Genomic DNA, 16864 nt, shown 5'->3' with positions numbered 1-16864 from the left:
AATCGTTCGATGTTCAAGTGCCTGGTCAGCGGCCTCGCGGCCCCTTCACAGGCCGAAACGGGCGCGGTGCGGCTCAGGTACCAGGTCGGCGTACTCGGGGTGCCTGACGATCCAGCCGCGGATGAAGGGGCAGTACGGCAGGACGCGCAGCCCCCGGGAGCGGGCGTCGTCGAGGGCGCCGCGGGCGAGCAGCCCGCCCAGGCCCCGGCCGCCGAAGCGGGGATCGATCTCGGTGTGGATGAAGGCGATCTCCCCCTCGGAGAGGTGGTACTCGGCGAAGCCGGCGGTCTCGGCGCCGTCGCCCCGGGCGCTGTCGCCCCGGGCTTCGTCACCGGTCCGGGCGTGGGCGAGGATCTCGTAACGGGACTTCTCGGAGCGGTCGATGACGCGGTACTCGGGTTCCATGGGGCTCCTGTCGGGTCGTGGGTGTCACGGGGCCGGTGGCCCGGGTCAGAGGGTGCGGCGCACGCCCGCCTGGCGTTCCAGGTTGCGGAGCTGGACGGCGAGGTCGCCTTCCACCGCCAGGTGGGCCGGACCGCTGCGGCCGATCGGCAGGACCTGCTCGCTGCGCATGTCCTCCAGCATCAGGGCGAACGCCGTGTACATCGCGACCGCCGCGACCACGATCCCGAGGACCCCGGAGGTGCGCGTGAGCCACTCGGCACCGGTGACGCCCGCCAGACCGGTGGCCGCCCAGCGGGGCAGCGAGACCGCGAGGACCAGCCACAGCGCCCGCTTGGGTCCTGTCACGGCGGTCATCAGCGCGCCGAAGCAGAGGAGCGCCAGGTTGAAGACGCCGAGGACCCTCAGGCCTTCGGCCGCGCCGGTGAGCATGATGAGCGCGTAGGGCAGCCAGCTGCCGGCGAACACCGCCATCAGGGTGGCCGCGATCACGTCGCGGGCTCCGAAGGCCAGGTAGCTGACGAGGAGTTGGAGGACGAAGGCCGGCAGCACGGTGAAGGCGACCGCCGCCCGGGCCTCCTCGCCGAGGATGCCGAGCTGGAGGCAGGCCGTCATCACGGACGCGAGGGCGATCGTGAAGAAGCCGAGTGGCATGGGCGAGGCGATGGGGCGCAGGTTGATCCGCGTCATCGACCGGAGGTCCGGCTCGAATCGGCGTTCCGGGAGGCCGGTCGGCGGAGGCGCGTCGGTCATCGGGTTCTCTCTCTCAGTGCGCGAAGCAGGGGTCGACGAACGAGGGCTCCGTGTCGGGGCCCGTGCCGCGCGCGACGCGCCACCGGCGGTGCTGCTCGGACTCGGCGACGGCCTCGGCCACCAGCGAGGCCTGGCGGGCGCCGCCCTGGTAGCCGCCCTGGCAGCCGCGTTGATGACCGCCCTGGTAGCCGCCGAAGCGGGCGACGGGGCTCCAGGCGGGGCTCACCGGCGGCACGGCCTCGTCGAGTCCCTCGTACTCCGCCGTCGCGTAGACGATCCGGCCGCCGACGACGGTGAGGACCGACTCGATGTCGGGGATGACGTCCTCGGGCACGGTGAGGAAGTCGTCGGAGAGGACCGCGAGGTCGCCGTACCAGCCCTCTCGCAGCATGCCCTTGACGTCCTGCTCGCCGGTGAGCTCCGCCCCGCCCCGGGTGTAGAGGCCGAGGGCGGTCTCCCGGTCGACCAGGTTCCCGGCCGGGTGGAGCGCGGTCCCGCCGACGGTGCGTCCGGTGACCAGCCAGTGGAGGGCGACCCACGGGTTGTACGAGGAGACGCGGGTCGCGTCGGTTCCGGCGGCGACGGTCAGGCCGCGGTCGAGCATGGCCCGGACCGGCGGGGTGTGGGCGGCGGCCTCGGCACCGTAACGGTCGAGGAAGGCGGTGCCCTGGAAGGACATCCGGTTCTGGACCGAGACGGCTCCGCCGAGGGCGGCGATCCGGTCGAGGCTGTCGGCCGAGACCGTCTCCGCGTGGTCGAAGAGCCAGCGGGCGCCACCGGGGAAGAGTCCCTCCGCGGCGAGCTTCTCGAAGACGGCCAGGTCGCGGCGGATGGTCTCGTCGTAGGTCGCGTGGAGCCTGAACCCCCAACCGTTCTCCAGCAGGAGCCGTACGGCGTCCTCGAACTCGGTCTCGTAGCCCGGGGCGAGCTCGGGCCGGGGTTCGGAGAAGTTCTCGAAGTCGGCGGCGGCCCAGGTCAGGTTCTCTCCGGCGCCGTTCAGCCGGAGCCACTCGTCCCCGTCCCCCGGCTTGACCGTCTCGGTCCAGCGCTTGAGGTCGGCGAGCTCCTGGCCGGCCGTCTGCGGGAACAGGTGGTAGGCGATCCGGAGGGTCAGCTCCCCCGCCTTCGCGAGGTCGACGACGGTGGCGTAGTCGTCGGGGAAGTTCTGGAACCCGCCGGCGGCGTCGACGGCGGACGTCAGACCGAAGCGGTTCAGCTCGCGCAGGAAGTGGCGGGTCGACGTCCGCTTGTCACCGGCGTCGAGTGCCGGTGCCTTCGCCAGGGTCGAGTAGAGGATGAGCGCGCCCGGCGCCGCGAGGAGCACGCCGTTGGGTTCGCCGTCCCGGCCCCGGACGATCTGCCCGCCGCGCGGATCGGGGGTGGCCCGGGTGAACCCGGCGGCCTTCACCGCGGCCCGGTTCATCAGCGCCGACTGGTACAGGTGAAGGACGAACACCGGGGTGTCGGGCGCGGCGGCGTTCAGCTCGGCGACGGTCGGCATCCGGCGCTCGGCGAACTGCTCGGCGGTCCAGCCGCCGACGACCCGGATCCACTGCCCCTTGGGGGTGCGGCCCGCCTGCTCCCGCAGCATCGCCAGCGCCTGGCGAAGGCTCCGTACGCCGTCCCAGCGCAGCTCCAGGACGTAGTTGAGGCCGCCCCGGATGACGTGCAGGTGCGAGTCGTTCAGGCCGGGGATCACGCGGCGGCCGAGGGCGTCGACGACCTTCGTGCCGGGCCCGACGAGCCGGGCGAGGTCGTGGTCGTCGCCGAGGGCCGCGACCCGGCCGTCGCGGATCGCGACGGCGCGGGCCCCGGGTCGGTCGGGATCGCCCGTGAACACCCTGGCGTTGCGGACGAGGAGATCGGCGTGCTCGGGCTCGCGCCGGGAGGCGGGCACGAGGCCGGCCACCGGCATGCTCGCGGAGGCGCCGGGCGTCGAAGGTCCGGTCGTGGTCATGCGAGAACCTTGCGGAGGATGTCGACGGCGACACCGATGGCGAGCTCCGCGCCGCGCGTCTCGCGCAGCGCGTTGAGCATCACGAAGTCGTGGATGACCCCCTGGACGCGCAGGGCCGTGACGGGCACCCCGGCGGCGCGGAGCTTCGCCGCGTACGCCTCGCCCTCGTCGCGCAGGACGTCCGCCTCCGCGGTGACGACCAGGGCGGGCGGCAGGCCGGTGAGCTGCTCGGTGGTCGCGCGGAGCGGCGAGGCGGTGATCCGGGCGCGCTCGGCCTCGTCCGTCGTGTACTGGTCCCAGAACCACGTCATCGCGTCGCGGCGCAGGAAGTAGCCCTCGGCGAAGGCGTGGTACGAGTCGGTGTCGAAGGCCGCGTCCGTGACCGGGTAGAACAGGACCTGCTGGAGGAGCGTGACGTCGCCGCGCTGCTTGGCCATGAGGGTGAGGGCCGCGCTCATGTTGCCGCCGACCGAGTCGCCCGCGACCGCGATCCGCGTGCCGTCGAGGTCCTTGTGCAGGCCCTCGCGGGCGACCCACTGGGCGACGGTGTAGTTCTGCTCGATCGCCACGGGGTAGCGCGCCTCGGGCGAGAGGTCGTACTCGGGGAAGACCACGGCCGCCCCGGTGCCGACGGCGAGTTCGCGGACCAGCCGGTCGTGGGTGTGGGCGTTGCCGAAGACCCAGCCCGCGCCGTGGATGTAGAGGATGACGGGGAGCGGGCCGGTGGCGCCGCGCGGGCGGACGATCCGGGCGCGGACGTCGCCGGTCGGGCCGCCGTGGACGGTGATCCACTCCTCGTCGACCTCGGGCAGGGGCACGCCCTCGCCGCTCTGGACGCCGTCCACGGCCTCGCGGCCCTCGGCGACGGGGATCTCGTAGAGGTACGGCGGCTGGGCGGTGGCGTCGGCGAAGGCCTGGGCGGCGGGTTCGAGGACGGGACGGTTGTTCATGAGGGGTTCTCCTTGGGGTTCTGCGGAACGGGGCGGCCGGGGCTTCAGCGGGTCGCCCGCGCGGCGGCGAGGATCACGTGGGCGACCGTGGCCGGGCGGGAGACGGCCACGGCGTGCGACGCGTCCACTTCGGTGACGTGGGAACGGGCGCGCCGGGCCATCCACCGCTGGGCGGCCGGAGGGATGTTCTTGTCGGCCGTGGCGATCAGCGCCCAGGACGGGATCGCCCGCCAGGCGGCCTCGCCGGCCTTCTCCTCCAGCGCGGCGGTGGCGACCGGGCGCTGGCTCACGGCCAGGACGGCCGCGTCGGCGCCGGGGACGTCGGCGGCGAACTGCCGGTGGAACTTCGCCGGTTCGATGACCAGCTCGGTGCCGGTTCCGGTGCCGCCGGGCAGCGGGTACGGGCGCGGGATCACGGTGTCGCCGAGGGTGGAGCCGGGGAACCTGGCGGCGAGCTCGGCCGCGCTCTCGCCCTGGTCCGGGGTGAACGCGGCGATGTAGACCAGGGCCTTCACCCGGCTGTTCCCGACGGCGGCGCCGCTGATGACGGCGCCGCCGTACGAGTGGCCGACGAGGACGACGGGGCCGTCGACGGCCGCCAGGACACCGCGCAGGTAGGCGGTGTCCTCGGCGAGGCCGCGCAGCGGGTTGGCGGCGGCCAGGACGGAGTGGCCGGCGTGCTGGAGCCGCCGGATCGTGCCGCTCCAGCTGGAGGCGTCCGCGAAGGCTCCGTGGACCAGGACGACGGTGGGCTTGGCCTCGGGCTCGCGCCCGCGCCGGGCGTCGCCGGTGGCGGCAGGGCCACGCCCGGGTCCGGCGCCGACCAGGGCGGCCAGTGTCGCGGGCAGGGCGAGACCGAGGGCAAGGGAGCGCCTCGTGAGATGCATGGGGTTGTCCTTGTCGGAGGGTGGATCGGTGCGCTCCGCCGGGTGGCGGAGCGGTGCGCCGGTCGGGCCGCGCGTGTCCGGCGACCGGCCGGGTGGGCGCCTCACAGGCCGTACGCCTCGAGGAGCCGCAGCCAGACCTCGCTCACCGTCGGGAAGGCGGGCACGGCGTGCCACAGGCGCTCCAGGGGGACTTCCCCCACGATCGCCACGGTGGCGGTGTGGATGAGCTCGGTGGCCATCGGGCCGGTGAGCGTGCAGCCGACGACGACGCCCCGGGTCTCGTCGACGACGAGCTTGGCGAAGCCTCGGTAGTCGTCGGCGTGGAGGGCGGCGCCGGCGACGTCGTCGACGCGGTACTCCACCGCGCGCACCGCGATCCCCGCCTCACGTGCCGCGTGTTCCGTGAGGCCCACGCTCGCGATCTCGGGGCGGGTGAAGACGGCCTGCGGGACGGCGGTGCGGTCGGACTCCGCGTTCCACGGCTGTCGGCCGCCGGTGGTGGCGGGGCGTCCCGCGGCCCGCTCGGCGATCGCCGCCGCGCAGGCGCGGGCCTGGTACTTGGCCATGTGGGTGAGCGGCGCGCGGTGGTTCACGTCGCCGACGGCGTAGAGCCAGTCGCCCGCGACCCCGGTGACCCGGCAGGTGTCGTCGACCGGGAGCCGCCCGCCCGCGGGCAGCCCCACGGAGTCCAGGCCCAGGTCGGCGGTGCGCGGCCGCCGTCCGACGGCGGCGAGGACCTCGTCGCAGACGAGGGCGGCGCCGTCGTCGGTGTGCACGGTCACCGCGCGGGTGTCGTCGTCGCGGGCGACCCGCACGGCCGACGTCCCGAAGCGGATCGTGACGCCCAGGTCGTTCAGCCCCCGGGTGACCTCTTCGCCGGCGCACGGCTCCCAGCCTGTCAGCAGGGCCTGGTCGCGGACCAGCAGGGTCACGGAGGAGCCGAGGGAGCTCCACGCGGTGGCCGTCTCGCACGCCACCACTCCCCCGCCGATGACGACGAGCCGCTCCGGCACCGCGTCGGCGGTGGTGGCCTGCCGGTTGGTCCACACGCCGATCCGGTCGATCCCCTCGACCCCCGGGAGGGCGGGTTCCGTCCCCGTGGAGACGACGACCGCACGCCGGGCCGACAGGGTACGGACCGCGCCGTCGGACCCGGTCACCTCCACCCGGCGCTCGCCGGCGAGCCGTCCGCGGCCCCGTACGAGCGCGACGCCCGCGCCGTCGAGCCAGTCGGCCTGCCCGGTGTCGTCGCCGCGCCCGGTGAAGCGGTCGCGGCGGGCCAGCGCCCGCGCCGGGTCGACGTCCCCCGTGACGGCCTGCCGGGCCCCGTCGACCGCTCGGGCCGCCGCGAGGGCGGCGCCGGGTCGCAGCAGGGCCTTGCTCGGGACGCAGGCACGGTAGGAGCACTCGCCGCCCACCGCGTCGGCCTCGACGACGACGGCGGTCAGGCCGGACCGGACGACCCGGTCGGCGACGACCTCGCCGCCGGGTCCGCCGCCGACCACGACGACGTCGTAGGTGTCCATCAGCCGCGCACCAGCGGGGTGTCCACGAGGTGCTCGGCCAGGAACCACACCTGCGCCTCGCCGGTACGGATGACCTCGGACACGAGCAGGTCGGTGCTGCCTTCGTCGCCCTCCGCCTGGATCCGGGCGGCGGCGTCCCGCGCGTCGATCAGGATCCGCTCGTGGGCGTCGAGGAGGCGCGACAGCATGACGGGCACCGGCTCCACGCCGTCCGGCGGCCGGGGGATCGCGGTCAGCTCCGCGACGTGGCGCGGGTCGCCGACCGCGACGCCGCCGAGGCTCTGCACCCGCTCGGCCAGCGCGTCGACGATCGCCAGTTGGGCGTCGGCGTGCTTGTCCAGCATGAGGTGGAGCGAGTAGAAGGTGGCACCGCGCATGAGCCAGTGGTGCTTCTTGTAGAGGGCGTACAGGATCTGCGTGTCGGCCAGTACGCGGTTCAGCCGCTGGCACGCGTACATGCGGGTGTCGTGCCCGAGGCCGATCGGCAGCTGCTTGAGCGTGCCGAACGCCTGGGTCTCGGCACCCTTCTGGTGCAGCAGGGGCTGACCGCCGCCGTGCGGGGTCGTCAAGGTGTCCATCGAATGCTCCTGAGGGAGGGGGAGGGGCGCGCGAGCGCTGTGCGGCTACAGCCGGGGGCCCGGCGCGCGGCGCGGGCCGGAGGGGTGGGCGGGCCGGTGCAGGAAGAGCCGGGCGAGGAGTCCGCTGCCGAGGCCGACGGCGAGCGCCGGGGCGGCCCACCACGACGGGTACGGCGCGAGGCCGAGGGCCGCGTCGACGGACCGGGCGCCGGGGCCGGTGGCGGCGAGGGCGGTCGCGGTGCCGATGAGGACGAGCGGGTACTCGTACCCGTCGTTCTGCACCCACAGGCCGTGGCGCCACTTCACGGTGAGGGCCACGGTCATGACCCCGACGGTGCCGGTCGCGGCGAGCGGGGTGAGCAGGCCGGCGGCGAGCAGCAGACCGGAGCCGATCTGGCCGCCGCCCGCGGCCAGGGCGGTGAGGGCGCCGCCCCGGAACCCGTCGGCGCGGAACTCCTCCGTGCCGCCCGCGAGGCCCCTGCCGCCGAGGTGGTGGCTGACCTTCTGCACCCCGTGCCCGGCCACGAGCAGGCCCACCAGCAGACGCAGGATCAGAATGCCGGTGTCCAAGGGGTTCAGCCGGCCGCGTGCGCGCCGATGACGCTCTGCGCGTACACGACGCCCAGGCCGTACGCGCCCGCGTGGGCCTTCACGATCTCCATGACGGCGCCGTAGGTCTCCTGGCGCGCCCAGTCGCGCTGCAGCTCCAGGAGCACCTGCACCCAGGTCACCGGCACGGCGCCGGCGGCGATCATCCGCTGGAGCGCGTGCTCGTGGGCCGCCGGGCTGACGCCGCCGGAGGCGTCGGTCACGACGTACACCTCGTACCCCTGCTCGAGCGCCGAGAGGGCGGGCAGCACGAGGCAGACCTCGGTCCACAGGCCGGCCAGGACGATCTTCTTGCGCCCGGTCGCCCTGACCGCCGCCACGAGCGCCTCGTCCTCCCAGGCGTTCATGGTCGTCCGGTCGATCACCTCGTTCCCGGGGAACACCTCGGCGAGCTGCGGCAGCAGGGGTCCCGAGAAGGACTCGGCGGCGACCGTGGTCAGGACCGCCGGAACGTCGAACGCCCGGGCCGCCTTGGCGAGGCCCACGGTGCTGTTGATGATCGCGGCGCGGTCGCCGCTGCCGGTGCCGAAGAACATCTGCGGCTGGTGGTCGACGAAGAGCATCACGGCGTTGTCGGGCGTGAGCAGGTCCTTGCTGGGGGCGGCCTGCACCGTGGAGACGTCGAACATGAGGAGTCCTTTCGAAGCGGTCGGAAGCGTGCCCGCCGCCTCCGCGGCCCGGCACCTCCTCAAGCTACGAGCGACCCGGCCGTCCGATGTGACCTCCTGCGCCCAGGGGTTGGCACGACAGCGCACAACCGCGCGCATCCGGCGCGGTCCCGCCACGAAACCCCCGTGCCGTCCCGTCATGGTCACGCCATGGTCGCCGCATCGTGCTGAGGCTGTAACGAAACCGGGTTGCCCCTCTTCACCGGTTCCCCGCGTGGCAAGAATCGTCCTGTCGCTTGCACGCGGACCGGCTCCGGTCCGGTCACGGGGGAAGAGGAACGAGAGATGAACTCCACTACGGCCAGAGGTGGTTCAGTGCGTCGAGGACTGCGCGGCGCGGCCCTGGGCGCGTCCGTGATCGCGGCTCTGCTCGCGACCACCGCCTGCCAGCCCTCCGGGGGCGACAACGGGGCCGGCGCGCCGCCCGCCGCCTCCTCGTCCGTCGCCGCACCGCCGGCCACGGAGTCGCCGAGCGGCACGCCGACGACCACCGCGCCGTCGGGCTCCGCCTCGACCGGGGCCGGTACCCCGGCGGGCAGGACCCCTTCCCAGGACTCCGGAACCGGAACGAGCGGCCCCACGGGCACCGAGACCGGTGACAGCGGGGAGACCGGTGGCGGCAACGGCACGAAGTACCCGGACTGCGAGGCCGACGGCCTCACCACCGAGGTCGAGCTCCAGGACCCGCGCGGGGAGACTCCCCGCCACTTCCTCCTGACCGTCACGAACGGGTCCAGGACGCCCTGCGTCCTGAACGACGCGCCGCTGGTCCGGCTGAAGGCCGGCAACGACGCCCCGATCGTCGAGACGCTGGGCGAGCCGGACACCGAGCCGGTCGTCGTCGCCGGCGGCGGCAAGGCCTACGCCGGCCTGTACGTCTTCGGCAACGACGAGGGCGGCGAAGCCGAGTACGACCAGTCCGACCGGTTCACCGCGACCCTGGTCGCCGGCGAGGGCACCGAGCTCAGCGGCACGCTCGTCTTCGACCTGCCCGACGGTCTCGACACGGTCTCCGTCGACGACGCGGCGCGGCTGAACGGCTGGGCCGGCACCGAGGGCCTGGCGATGCGCCCGATCACCCAGCTCTGACGCTCCTCCCCCACGGGCACGTACGCCGCCGCGTCTCCCGCACCCGGAGACCGCGGCGGCTTCGAAGCCCGCCGTGACGTCGTCGCCTCACGCGTGGGGGAATAGTGGACGGAGCAGCCCCTGTTGCTGACTGACACGACGGCGTGACGCGCCGTCCGTTCACGTCACCAGGAGGGACTGCCATGAGGATCGGCATCATCGGGGCTGGCAACATCGGCGGCAACCTCACCCGTCGCCTCACCGCTCTCGGGCACGAGGTGCACGTCGCCAACTCCCGCGGCCCGCACACGCTGACCGCCCTCGCCGAGGAGACCGGCGCGACTCCCGTGGACGTCACGGAAGCCGCCCGGGGCGCGCGGATCGTCGTCGTGACGATCCCGCTGAAGGCGATCCCGGACCTTCCGGCCGCCGGTCTCTTCGACGGTGCCGCCGAGGGGTTCGCGGTGGTCGACACCGGCAACTACTACCCGCGGCAGCGTGACGGCCGCATCGCGGCCATCGAGGACGAGGGTCTGACGGAGAGCCGGTGGACCGAACGCCACCTGGGGCACCCGGTGGTCAAGGCGTTCAACGGCACGTACGCGGAGGACATCCTCGACCGCCCGCGCCCGGCCGGGGACCCGGAGCGCATGGCCCTGCCGGTCGCGGGCGACGACGAGCAGGCGAAGAAGCTGGTGCGCGAACTCATCGACGAGCTGGGCTTCGACACGGTCGACGCGGGCGGCATCGACGACTCCTGGCGCCAGCAGCCCGACACCCCGGTGTACGGGCTCCGCGACGGCGTGGCGGCCGTGGAGCGCGCCCTCGCGGAGGCGTCTCCCGAGCGCCCGGAGACGTTCCGCGGCTGACAGAAGCCCCCTACGGCCTGTCCGACCCTGATCGGCCGGACAGTCCCTAGCCGATCTGGACGGCCGTCCCCGTGACCTCGATGCCGCTCGACTCCCCCGTAGGCACACCGACGGTCAGGAGGCTCGTACGGCCCATGTCGACGCCCTGATGGATCGTCAGGCTGGCCGGTGTGTCGACGAGTCCGAGGGCGCGGAGGTAGCCGCCGAACGCGGCCGCCGCGGCGCCCGTCGCCGGGTCCTCGACGACGCCGCCGGGCGGGAAGGGGTTGCGGGCGTGGAACACGGTGTCCGACTCGCGGTGGACGAGGACGACGGTCGTCCAGTCGCGGCGCGCCATCAGGTCGCCCAGGGCCGCCATGTCGTACGCGAGGTCGGCCAGCCGGGCGCGCGTGGCGGCGGCGATCACGGGGTGCCTGGCGCCGGCGTAGGCGACGCGGGGCGGCAGGTCGGGGTCGAGGTCGGCCGCGGACCAGTGGAGGGCGTCGAGGAGTTCGGCGAGGTCCGCGTCGTCGATCTTCTCGTTGCGGGGCGGGACGCTGACCAGGGTCGCGACGACGGCCCCGTCCGGACCGGTCGCGGTGGTCACCGGGACCGGTCCGGCCTTGGTGTGCAGGAGCAGTTCGCCGACGCCGTGCCGGTGCGCGTGGGCGACGGCGGTGGCGATGGTGGCGTGCCCGCAGAACGGGACCTCGTTCTGCGGGCTGAAGTAGCGGATGTCGAGCGCCCCGTCGGCGCGCGGGACGGCGAACGCCGTCTCCGAGTAGCCGACTTCGGCGGCGGTGGCGGCCATGGTCGCGTCGTCGGCACCCGTGGCGTCCAGCACCACACCTGCCGGGTTGCCGCCCAGGGGGTCGGTGCTGAAGGCCACGTATCGAAGGATGTCCATCACCCGAACCTAGCCGCTCCGTGACGACGTCCGACAGCCGGGTGGCCCGGCCCCCACGGCTGCAAGGTGACGCCGGGGTCCGGTCCGGGTGCCGCGCCGCGGGAGAGCAAGCCGTTGTGAGGGCCCGTCACAACCGGAACGCACTCCTCTGTTCCCCTGGCCTGCGGGCCACCGCCGTCACCGCCGCCGCGGCGAAGGAGAGGACCGCGAGCAGCAGCCAGACCGTCACGTACCCCGACTCGGAGGGGGCCGCGTCGCCCGGACCCGGCCCCGGTCCCGATGCCGGTCCCAGTCCCGGAGCCGGTCGCGCCGACGCGGCCAGGAGCGTGACGATCACCCCGCCCGCGACGGCGCCGCCGAGCGTCTTGGCGTTGTTGTAGAGGGCGGTGGTCACGCCGGTACGGGACGGGTCGCTGCCCTCCGCGATGACGGTCGGCAGCGCGCCGAGGGCCACCCCGATCCCCAGCCCGGCGATCACCTTCGCCGCCACCACCTGCCACACCTCCGCGTGCAGCACGGCCGTGGTCAGGAAGCTCGCCCCGATGAGGGAGAAGGCGAGCGCGAGCGCGGGGACGTAGCCCAGGCGCCCGGCGATGCGCGCCGTGAGCGAGGAGGTGACGACCGCCATCACGGCGGCGGGCACGGTCACGAGGGAGATCTGCAGGGCGGTGAGTCCGAACCCGTACCCGGTACGGTCCGGGTCGGCGGCCAGGAACGTGGCCTCCGGCGACAGGCTGCCGAAGTACACGACGCCGTAGACGACCGCGCACAGGAAGAACGGCGCGACCCTGCGGTCGGCGAGCGCCCGCACGTCCACCAGCGGATCGGGGGTGCGCAGCTCGGCCACCACCCAGGCCAGCCCGAACAGCACCGCGAGCAGCAGCTGACCGAGCGCCGTCACGGGCAGCCCGCCCCCGCCCTCCGCTCCGGAGCCGCCGGCTCCCCCGGAACCGCCGGCGCCGCCGGAGAGACCGGAGACGCCGGACAGGAGCAGCACCACCGTCACGCCCAGGAGCGCCGCGCCGGGCCAGTCGAGCCGGCCCACCGCCCGGCGCGCCGACTCCGGGACGACGAGGAAGGAGACGGGCACGCAGGCCACGGCGAGCACGGCCGGGACGAGGAGCGTGGTCCTCAGGTCGTCCGTGGCCTGGTGGACCGCGCCCATGGCGACCCCGCCGATCAGCGTGCCGAGGGCGAGCGCCCCGACGAGCCGTGCGATCGCGGAGCGGGCCTGGTCGACCGGGAGCCGGTCGCGGACGAGGGCGATCTCCAGGGGCAGCAGGGCGGCCAGCGGCCCCAGCAGCACCCTGCCGGTGAACAGCATCGGCAGCGACTGCGCGAGCGCCGTGAGCAGGGTGCCCGCGGCGACGCAGACGAGCGCGAAGCGCAGCACCCGCCGGTGGCCGTACAGGTCACCAAGGCGGCCGAGGACGGGGACGGACACGGCAGCGGCGAGGAGCTGCGCGGAGATCGCCCAGGTCAGCTCGGCGTCGGGGATGCCGAGTTCCCGCCCGATGTCCGGCAGGAGGGGCGTGATCCCGCCCTGGAGGAACCCGCTGGTCAGCTCGAAGAGGACGAGGAGGCCGACGACGGCTCGTACGGAGCCGGGGGGAACGGAGACATCGGGGGCGGCGTGGAGATCAGCGGGTCCGGAGGAGGAATCGGTCGGTCTCACGGGCGCTCCTCGGTCGCGCCCTGGAGGCGGCGGGCGGCGAGTTCGGCGAGCAGGACGGCGGAGTCGAGGACGGCGCGGTCGTCGAAGACCGCGCGGGGCGAGTGGTTGTACGGGGCGGTGGCGGGGTCGCGGTCGGGCGGGCAGGCGCCGACGCCGAGATAGGCCCCGGGGACCTCGCGCAGGACGAAGGAGAAGTCCTCCGATCCGGCGAGCGGGCGGGGCGCCTCGAAGGCGTGGTCGGCCCCGAGGAGCTCCCGGGCGGTCAGCAGGGCGTGGGCGGCCTCGCCGGGGTCGTTGACCGTGACCGGGTAGTTCTCCCGGTAGTCGATGTCGACGTCGAGGCCGTGCGCGTCGGCCACGCCGCGGACGGTCCGCTCGACACCGGCCCTCACCGTGGCCTGGGTCGCGTCGGAGAAGGTGCGTACCGTCGCCTCGAACTCGGCGTGCTCGGGGATGACGTTGCCCGCGGAGCCGGCGTGCAGCGAGCCGACCGTGATCACCGCCGGGTCGAAGACGTCCACGGTACGGGTGACCATGGTCTGGAGGGCGGTGACCATCTCGCACACGGCCGGTACAGGGTCCTTCGCGGCGTGCGGCGACGAGCCGTGGCCTCCCGCGCCGCCGACCCGGACCGTGACGGCGTCGGAGGCGGCCAGCATGGGGCCCGGCCGGACGGCCGCGTAGCCGGTGGGGAGCAGCGTCGAGGTCACGTGGAGCGCGTACGCCGCCACCACGCGGCTGCCCGCGGCGTCGAGGACTCCCTCCTCGATCATCAGCGCGGCGCCGCCCATGCCCTCCTCCCCCGGCTGGAACATGAGGACGACGTCGCCGGCGAGCTCGTCCCGCCGCCCGGCGAGGAGCCGTGCGGCGCCGACGAGGGCCGAGGTGTGCAGGTCGTGCCCGCACGCATGCATGCGGCCCGGGATCTCGGAGGCGTACGGGACACCGCTCTCCTCCTGGACGGGCAGGGCGTCCATGTCGGCACGCAGCAGGACGGCGGGGCCCGGCCGGCCCCCGCGCAGGACGGCGGTGACCGAGCTGAGCCGCTTCCCCAGGGTGATCTCCAGGGGCAGTCCGTCGAGCGCGTCGAGGACCTTCCGCTGGGTGAGCGGGAGGTCGAGGCCGAGCTCGGGTTCCCGGTGGAGGGCGTGCCTCAGGCGGGTGAGGGAGTCTGCGAGGACGAGGGCGTCGCTGTGCTGGAACATGGCGGGTATAGTGCCGATTCCTCTGCCCGGCGCCCCCGTCACGCAGGAATCCACCGGAATCCTGTGATCGTTTGCAGGAACGAACCACCTGCTCCGCGCCTGCCGAGCTCACCACCCGAGGAGCGGTCCCGTGCTCGACGAACTCGACTTCCTGCTCGTCACGGCGCTCCAGGTCGCGCCCCGCGCGGACTGGCAGCGGATCGGCGACGTCCTCGGCCTCGACGCCTCGACCGTCGCGCGCCGGTGGGCGCGGCTGACGGAGACGGGGCTCGCCTGGATCAGCGTCCATCCCAGGGCCCATGCGCACGCGCCCTCCGTCGTCGCGTTCGTCGAGGTCGACTGCGTGCCCGGACGGCTCCACGGCGTCGCGGCCGAGATCGCCCAGGACCCGCACGTGTTCAACCTGGAGCACATCAGCGGTGGCCGGGACCTGCTCGTCACCGCCGTCTTCGCCGACCAGGCCGAGCTGGCCCGCTACGTCGGGTTCCGTCTCGGCGCCCTCGACGGCGTGGCCGCCTCCCGCACGCAGATCGCCACCACCCTCCACACCGAGGGCAGCCGCTGGCGTCTGGACCGGCTCTCCGAGGAGCAGCGCCGACGGCTCGCCCCCGCATCCGGCGCCGGGGCCCGGCCGCAGGGCGGCCGGCTCCTCCGGGGCCGCGACCTGGAACTCGTCCGGGCACTCAGCGAGGACCCCCGGCAGTCCGCCGCGCGGCTGGCCGAGCGCACCGGGCTCAGCCCGACGACCGTCCGTCGCCGCCTCGACCGGCTCGACGCCGAGCACGCCCTCGTCTACCGCTGCGAGGTCGCCCGGGCACATTCCGGCTGGCCCGTCTCGGTGTCGCTCTGGGCCTCCGTGCCGCAGAGCCAGGCCGTCCGGCTCGCGGAACGCATCAGCGCCCTGCGCGAGATCCGCCTCTGCGCCTCGCTGTCCGGTCCGCACAACCTGCTGCTCGCCGCCTGGCTGCGCTCGGTCGACGACATCGCCGCCTTCGAGTCGCGGCTCGTCGCCCGCTTCCCCGAACTCGCCGTCGCGGACCGCGCCCTGACGCTCTGGCAGATCAAACTGGGCGGTCACCTCCTGGACCCGCGCGGCCTCCATCTCCGCCCCGTCCCGCTCGACCTCTGGCACGACCCGCGCTCCGAAGTCGCCGAGGCCCTCCTCCTCGACCGCCTGCGCGGTCCGTCGGCCGGTCAGGGGAAGGGGCCCGTCCGGCCCTCATGACGCAGACCGCGACCGCCATCGGGCGTGACGCGGCGTACAAGGAGATCGTCGCCCTCATGGACCAGTGGAGGGTGAACGCCCTCCCCGTACTCGCGGGTGAGGGGCTGGTCGTCGGCGTCGTGTCGGAGGCCGACCTGCTGCCGAAGGTCGAGTTCCCTGGTGCCCCTGGTCGCGCGCGCCGTGCAGGCCGTCGAAGGCGTCGTCGACGTCCGCATGGATCTCGCCGGCCCGGGAGACGCTCGCTGACGGCGTTCGAGCGGGTGCCTCGCCGCGCCCCGCGAGATCGCCCTCTCTTCCCTGCCCTCACGCGCTGCCGCCACCTTCGGGGGTGCGGTAGATGTCGGGGACGCCGTCCGCGTCGTCGTCGCGTTCCTCGTCCTCGTAGAGCTGTCGGTAGAGGCGGTTGCGGCGCCGCAGGAGGGCGGCGGCGAGCGCGGCGGCGATGAGGGAGCCGACGAGGACGGCTGCTTTGATGTGCTCGGCCCGGGCGGGGTCGGGGAAGGCGAGTTCGCCGATGAGGAGGGCGACGGTGAAGCCGATGCCGGCCAGGGTGGCGAGGCCGAGGACGTCGGCCCACGCGAGGTCGGGGTTGAGCCGGGCGCGGGTGAAGCGTGCGGCGAGGTAGGTGCCGAGGAAGATGCCCAGGATCTTGCCCGCGACGAGGCCGGTGACGACGCCGAGGGGTTCGGGGTCGGTGAAGACGTGGCCGAGGGCGCTGCCGGAGACGCTGACTCCGGCGGCGAAGAGGGCGAACAGCGGGACGGCGACGCCGGCGGAGAACGGGTGCAGCCGGTGCGCGACGCGCGCGGCCGGGGACGCCTGCTCTCCCCCGTCGCGGGTGGTGCGCAGGATCAGGCCCATGGCGACGCCGGCGACCGTGGCGTGGACGCCGGAATTGTACATCAGTGCCCAGATCGCGAGGCCGAGGGGCAGGTACCACCACCAGCCGCGTACGCGGAGTCGCTGGAGGGCGTAGAAGGTGACGAGTCCGGCGAACGCACCGCCCAGCGCGAGGAAGTCGAGGTCGGCGGTGAAGAAGACGGCGATGATCAGGATGGCGCCGAGGTCGTCGACGACCGCGAGGGTCAGCAGGAAGGCGCGCAGCGCCGCGGGCAGGTGGGTGCTGAGCACGGCGAGGACCGCGAGGGCGAAGGCGATGTCCGTGGCCATCGGTACGGCCCAGCCCTGACGGCTTCCGTCGCCGACGGTGACGGTGAGGAGGTAGAGGGCGGCGGGGACGGCCATGCCGCAGACGGCGGCGATGACGGGCAGCGCGGCGGTGGCGGGGGTCCGCAGCTCGCCGACGACGAGCTCGCGTTTCAGCTCGATGCCGGCGATCAGGAAGAAGACGGCGAGCAGGCCGTCGGCCGTCCAGTGCGCGACCGAGAGGTCCAGGCCGAGGGCGGGTATGCCGAAGTGGGCGTCGCGTATCCGTTCGTAGGCCGCGCTCCAGGGGCTGTTCGCCCAGGCCAGGGCGATAACGGCGGCGGTGAGCAGGACGAGCCCGCCGATCGTCTCGGTACGCAGGGCTTCGGTGACGGCCTGGCGTTCGGGCCACGGCAACAGGCCGAGGATCACCTTGCGCGGGCGTGACGGGGTCATCGGG

16 protein-coding genes and 1 pseudogene are annotated in these 16864 nt (G+C 74.1%); 4 read left to right on the top strand and 13 right to left on the bottom strand.

Going from position 1 to position 16864, the window contains the following annotated elements:
- Window positions 1-45 precede the first annotated feature (45 nt).
- The 9 genes from AB0G79_RS14380 to AB0G79_RS14340 all read right to left on the bottom strand — a co-directional run bounded on the left by AB0G79_RS14380 (window position 46) and on the right by AB0G79_RS14340 (window position 8291).
- Window positions 46-405 (bottom strand): GNAT family N-acetyltransferase, encoded by a 360-nt coding sequence (locus AB0G79_RS14380; protein ID WP_360805603.1) that lies wholly within the window; start codon window positions 403-405, stop codon window positions 46-48.
- Window positions 406-450: 45 nt separating this feature from the next.
- A complete protein-coding gene (locus tag AB0G79_RS14375; protein ID WP_360805601.1) occupies window positions 451-1155 on the bottom strand; it encodes a GPR1/FUN34/YaaH family transporter in 705 nt (234 codons plus the stop codon).
- 13 nt (window positions 1156-1168) lie between these two features.
- Window positions 1169-3112: an amidohydrolase gene (locus tag AB0G79_RS14370; RefSeq protein ID WP_360805598.1), complete on the bottom strand. Its 1944-nt coding sequence runs from the start codon at window positions 3110-3112 to the stop codon at window positions 1169-1171.
- A complete protein-coding gene (locus AB0G79_RS14365; protein WP_360805595.1) occupies window positions 3109-4062 on the bottom strand; it encodes an alpha/beta hydrolase in 954 nt (317 codons plus the stop codon). Before AB0G79_RS14365 ends, AB0G79_RS14370 begins: the two co-directional genes overlap by 4 nt.
- A gap of 44 nt (window positions 4063-4106) precedes the next feature.
- Window positions 4107-4949, bottom strand: coding sequence for an alpha/beta hydrolase (locus tag AB0G79_RS14360; protein ID WP_360805592.1), 843 nt, complete (start codon window positions 4947-4949; stop codon window positions 4107-4109).
- Between the two features lie 101 nt (window positions 4950-5050).
- The gene (locus AB0G79_RS14355) at window positions 5051-6475 is read right to left on the bottom strand and encodes an NAD(P)/FAD-dependent oxidoreductase (protein WP_360805589.1); all 1425 of its coding nucleotides are present in this window, start codon (window positions 6473-6475) and stop codon (window positions 5051-5053) included.
- Window positions 6475-7053: a DNA starvation/stationary phase protection protein gene (locus AB0G79_RS14350; RefSeq protein ID WP_360805586.1), complete on the bottom strand. Its 579-nt coding sequence runs from the start codon at window positions 7051-7053 to the stop codon at window positions 6475-6477. The genes AB0G79_RS14355 and AB0G79_RS14350 overlap by 1 nt, the downstream gene beginning before the upstream one ends.
- 45 nt (window positions 7054-7098) lie before the next feature.
- Window positions 7099-7623: a DoxX family protein gene (locus AB0G79_RS14345; protein WP_360805584.1), complete on the bottom strand. Its 525-nt coding sequence runs from the start codon at window positions 7621-7623 to the stop codon at window positions 7099-7101.
- Window positions 7624-7628: 5 nt separating this feature from the next.
- Window positions 7629-8291 carry a hydrolase gene (locus AB0G79_RS14340; protein WP_360805581.1) on the bottom strand — a complete coding sequence of 221 codons (663 nt, stop codon included), beginning with the start codon at window positions 8289-8291 and terminating at the stop codon, window positions 7629-7631.
- 354 nt (window positions 8292-8645) lie between these two features.
- Between AB0G79_RS14340 and AB0G79_RS14335 the strand changes: the two genes are divergently transcribed.
- Both AB0G79_RS14335 and AB0G79_RS14330 read left to right on the top strand, forming a co-directional pair.
- Window positions 8646-9419, top strand: coding sequence for a DUF4232 domain-containing protein (locus AB0G79_RS14335; protein ID WP_360805578.1), 774 nt, complete (start codon window positions 8646-8648; stop codon window positions 9417-9419).
- 182 nt (window positions 9420-9601) lie between these two features.
- Window positions 9602-10267 (top strand): NAD(P)-binding domain-containing protein, encoded by a 666-nt coding sequence (locus tag AB0G79_RS14330; protein WP_360805575.1) that lies wholly within the window; start codon window positions 9602-9604, stop codon window positions 10265-10267.
- 46 nt (window positions 10268-10313) lie between these two features.
- Here the strand turns inward: AB0G79_RS14330 and AB0G79_RS14325 are convergent, their stop codons facing one another.
- From AB0G79_RS14325 to AB0G79_RS14315, 3 genes are all read right to left on the bottom strand, one after another.
- Window positions 10314-11153, bottom strand: coding sequence for a PhzF family phenazine biosynthesis isomerase (locus AB0G79_RS14325; protein ID WP_360805573.1), 840 nt, complete (start codon window positions 11151-11153; stop codon window positions 10314-10316).
- A gap of 127 nt (window positions 11154-11280) precedes the next feature.
- On the bottom strand, window positions 11281-12828 hold the full coding sequence (locus AB0G79_RS14320) for an MFS transporter (RefSeq protein ID WP_360805570.1): 1548 nt from the start codon (window positions 12826-12828) through the stop codon (window positions 11281-11283).
- Window positions 12825-14033, bottom strand: coding sequence for a M20 family metallopeptidase (locus tag AB0G79_RS14315; protein WP_360805568.1), 1209 nt, complete (start codon window positions 14031-14033; stop codon window positions 12825-12827). The genes AB0G79_RS14320 and AB0G79_RS14315 overlap by 4 nt, the downstream gene beginning before the upstream one ends.
- 130 nt (window positions 14034-14163) lie before the next feature.
- On the opposite strand from AB0G79_RS14315, the gene AB0G79_RS14310 reads away from it, so the two are divergent.
- On the top strand, window positions 14164-15258 hold the full coding sequence (locus AB0G79_RS14310) for an Lrp/AsnC family transcriptional regulator (RefSeq protein ID WP_360805565.1): 1095 nt from the start codon (window positions 14164-14166) through the stop codon (window positions 15256-15258).
- A pseudogene (locus AB0G79_RS14305) lies at window positions 15255-15413 on the top strand (CBS domain-containing protein); the annotation flags it as partial. The gene AB0G79_RS14310 and the pseudogene AB0G79_RS14305, both read left to right, overlap by 4 nt.
- Window positions 15414-15561: 148 nt before the next feature.
- Here the strand turns inward: AB0G79_RS14305 and nhaA are convergent.
- Window positions 15562-16860: a Na+/H+ antiporter NhaA gene (gene nhaA, locus AB0G79_RS14300; protein ID WP_360805562.1), complete on the bottom strand. Its 1299-nt coding sequence runs from the start codon at window positions 16858-16860 to the stop codon at window positions 15562-15564.
- Window positions 16861-16864: the final 4 nt, after the last annotated feature.

The organism is Streptomyces sp. NPDC020807 (assembly GCF_040641575.1).
Classification (GTDB): Bacteria; Actinomycetota; Actinomycetes; order Streptomycetales; family Streptomycetaceae; genus Streptomyces.
This window is presented reverse-complemented; position numbering and strand designations above follow the sequence as displayed.

Coding starts and splice junctions, on each gene's coding strand:
- AB0G79_RS14380 (WP_360805603.1), bottom strand. CDS start 405: ATGGAACCCGAGTACCGCGTCATCGACCGCTCCGAGAAGTCCCGTTAC.
- AB0G79_RS14375 (WP_360805601.1), bottom strand. CDS start 1,155: ATGACCGACGCGCCTCCGCCGACCGGCCTCCCGGAACGCCGATTCGAG.
- AB0G79_RS14370 (WP_360805598.1), bottom strand. CDS start 3,112: ATGACCACGACCGGACCTTCGACGCCCGGCGCCTCCGCGAGCATGCCG.
- AB0G79_RS14365 (WP_360805595.1), bottom strand. CDS start 4,062: ATGAACAACCGTCCCGTCCTCGAACCCGCCGCCCAGGCCTTCGCCGAC.
- AB0G79_RS14360 (WP_360805592.1), bottom strand. CDS start 4,949: ATGCATCTCACGAGGCGCTCCCTTGCCCTCGGTCTCGCCCTGCCCGCG.
- AB0G79_RS14355 (WP_360805589.1), bottom strand. CDS start 6,475: ATGGACACCTACGACGTCGTCGTGGTCGGCGGCGGACCCGGCGGCGAG.
- AB0G79_RS14350 (WP_360805586.1), bottom strand. CDS start 7,053: ATGGACACCTTGACGACCCCGCACGGCGGCGGTCAGCCCCTGCTGCAC.
- AB0G79_RS14340 (WP_360805581.1), bottom strand. CDS start 8,291: ATGTTCGACGTCTCCACGGTGCAGGCCGCCCCCAGCAAGGACCTGCTC.
- AB0G79_RS14330 (WP_360805575.1), top strand. CDS start 9,602: ATGAGGATCGGCATCATCGGGGCTGGCAACATCGGCGGCAACCTCACC.
- AB0G79_RS14325 (WP_360805573.1), bottom strand. CDS start 11,153: ATGGACATCCTTCGATACGTGGCCTTCAGCACCGACCCCCTGGGCGGC.
- AB0G79_RS14315 (WP_360805568.1), bottom strand. CDS start 14,033: ATGTTCCAGCACAGCGACGCCCTCGTCCTCGCAGACTCCCTCACCCGC.
- nhaA (WP_360805562.1), bottom strand. CDS start 16,860: ATGACCCCGTCACGCCCGCGCAAGGTGATCCTCGGCCTGTTGCCGTGG.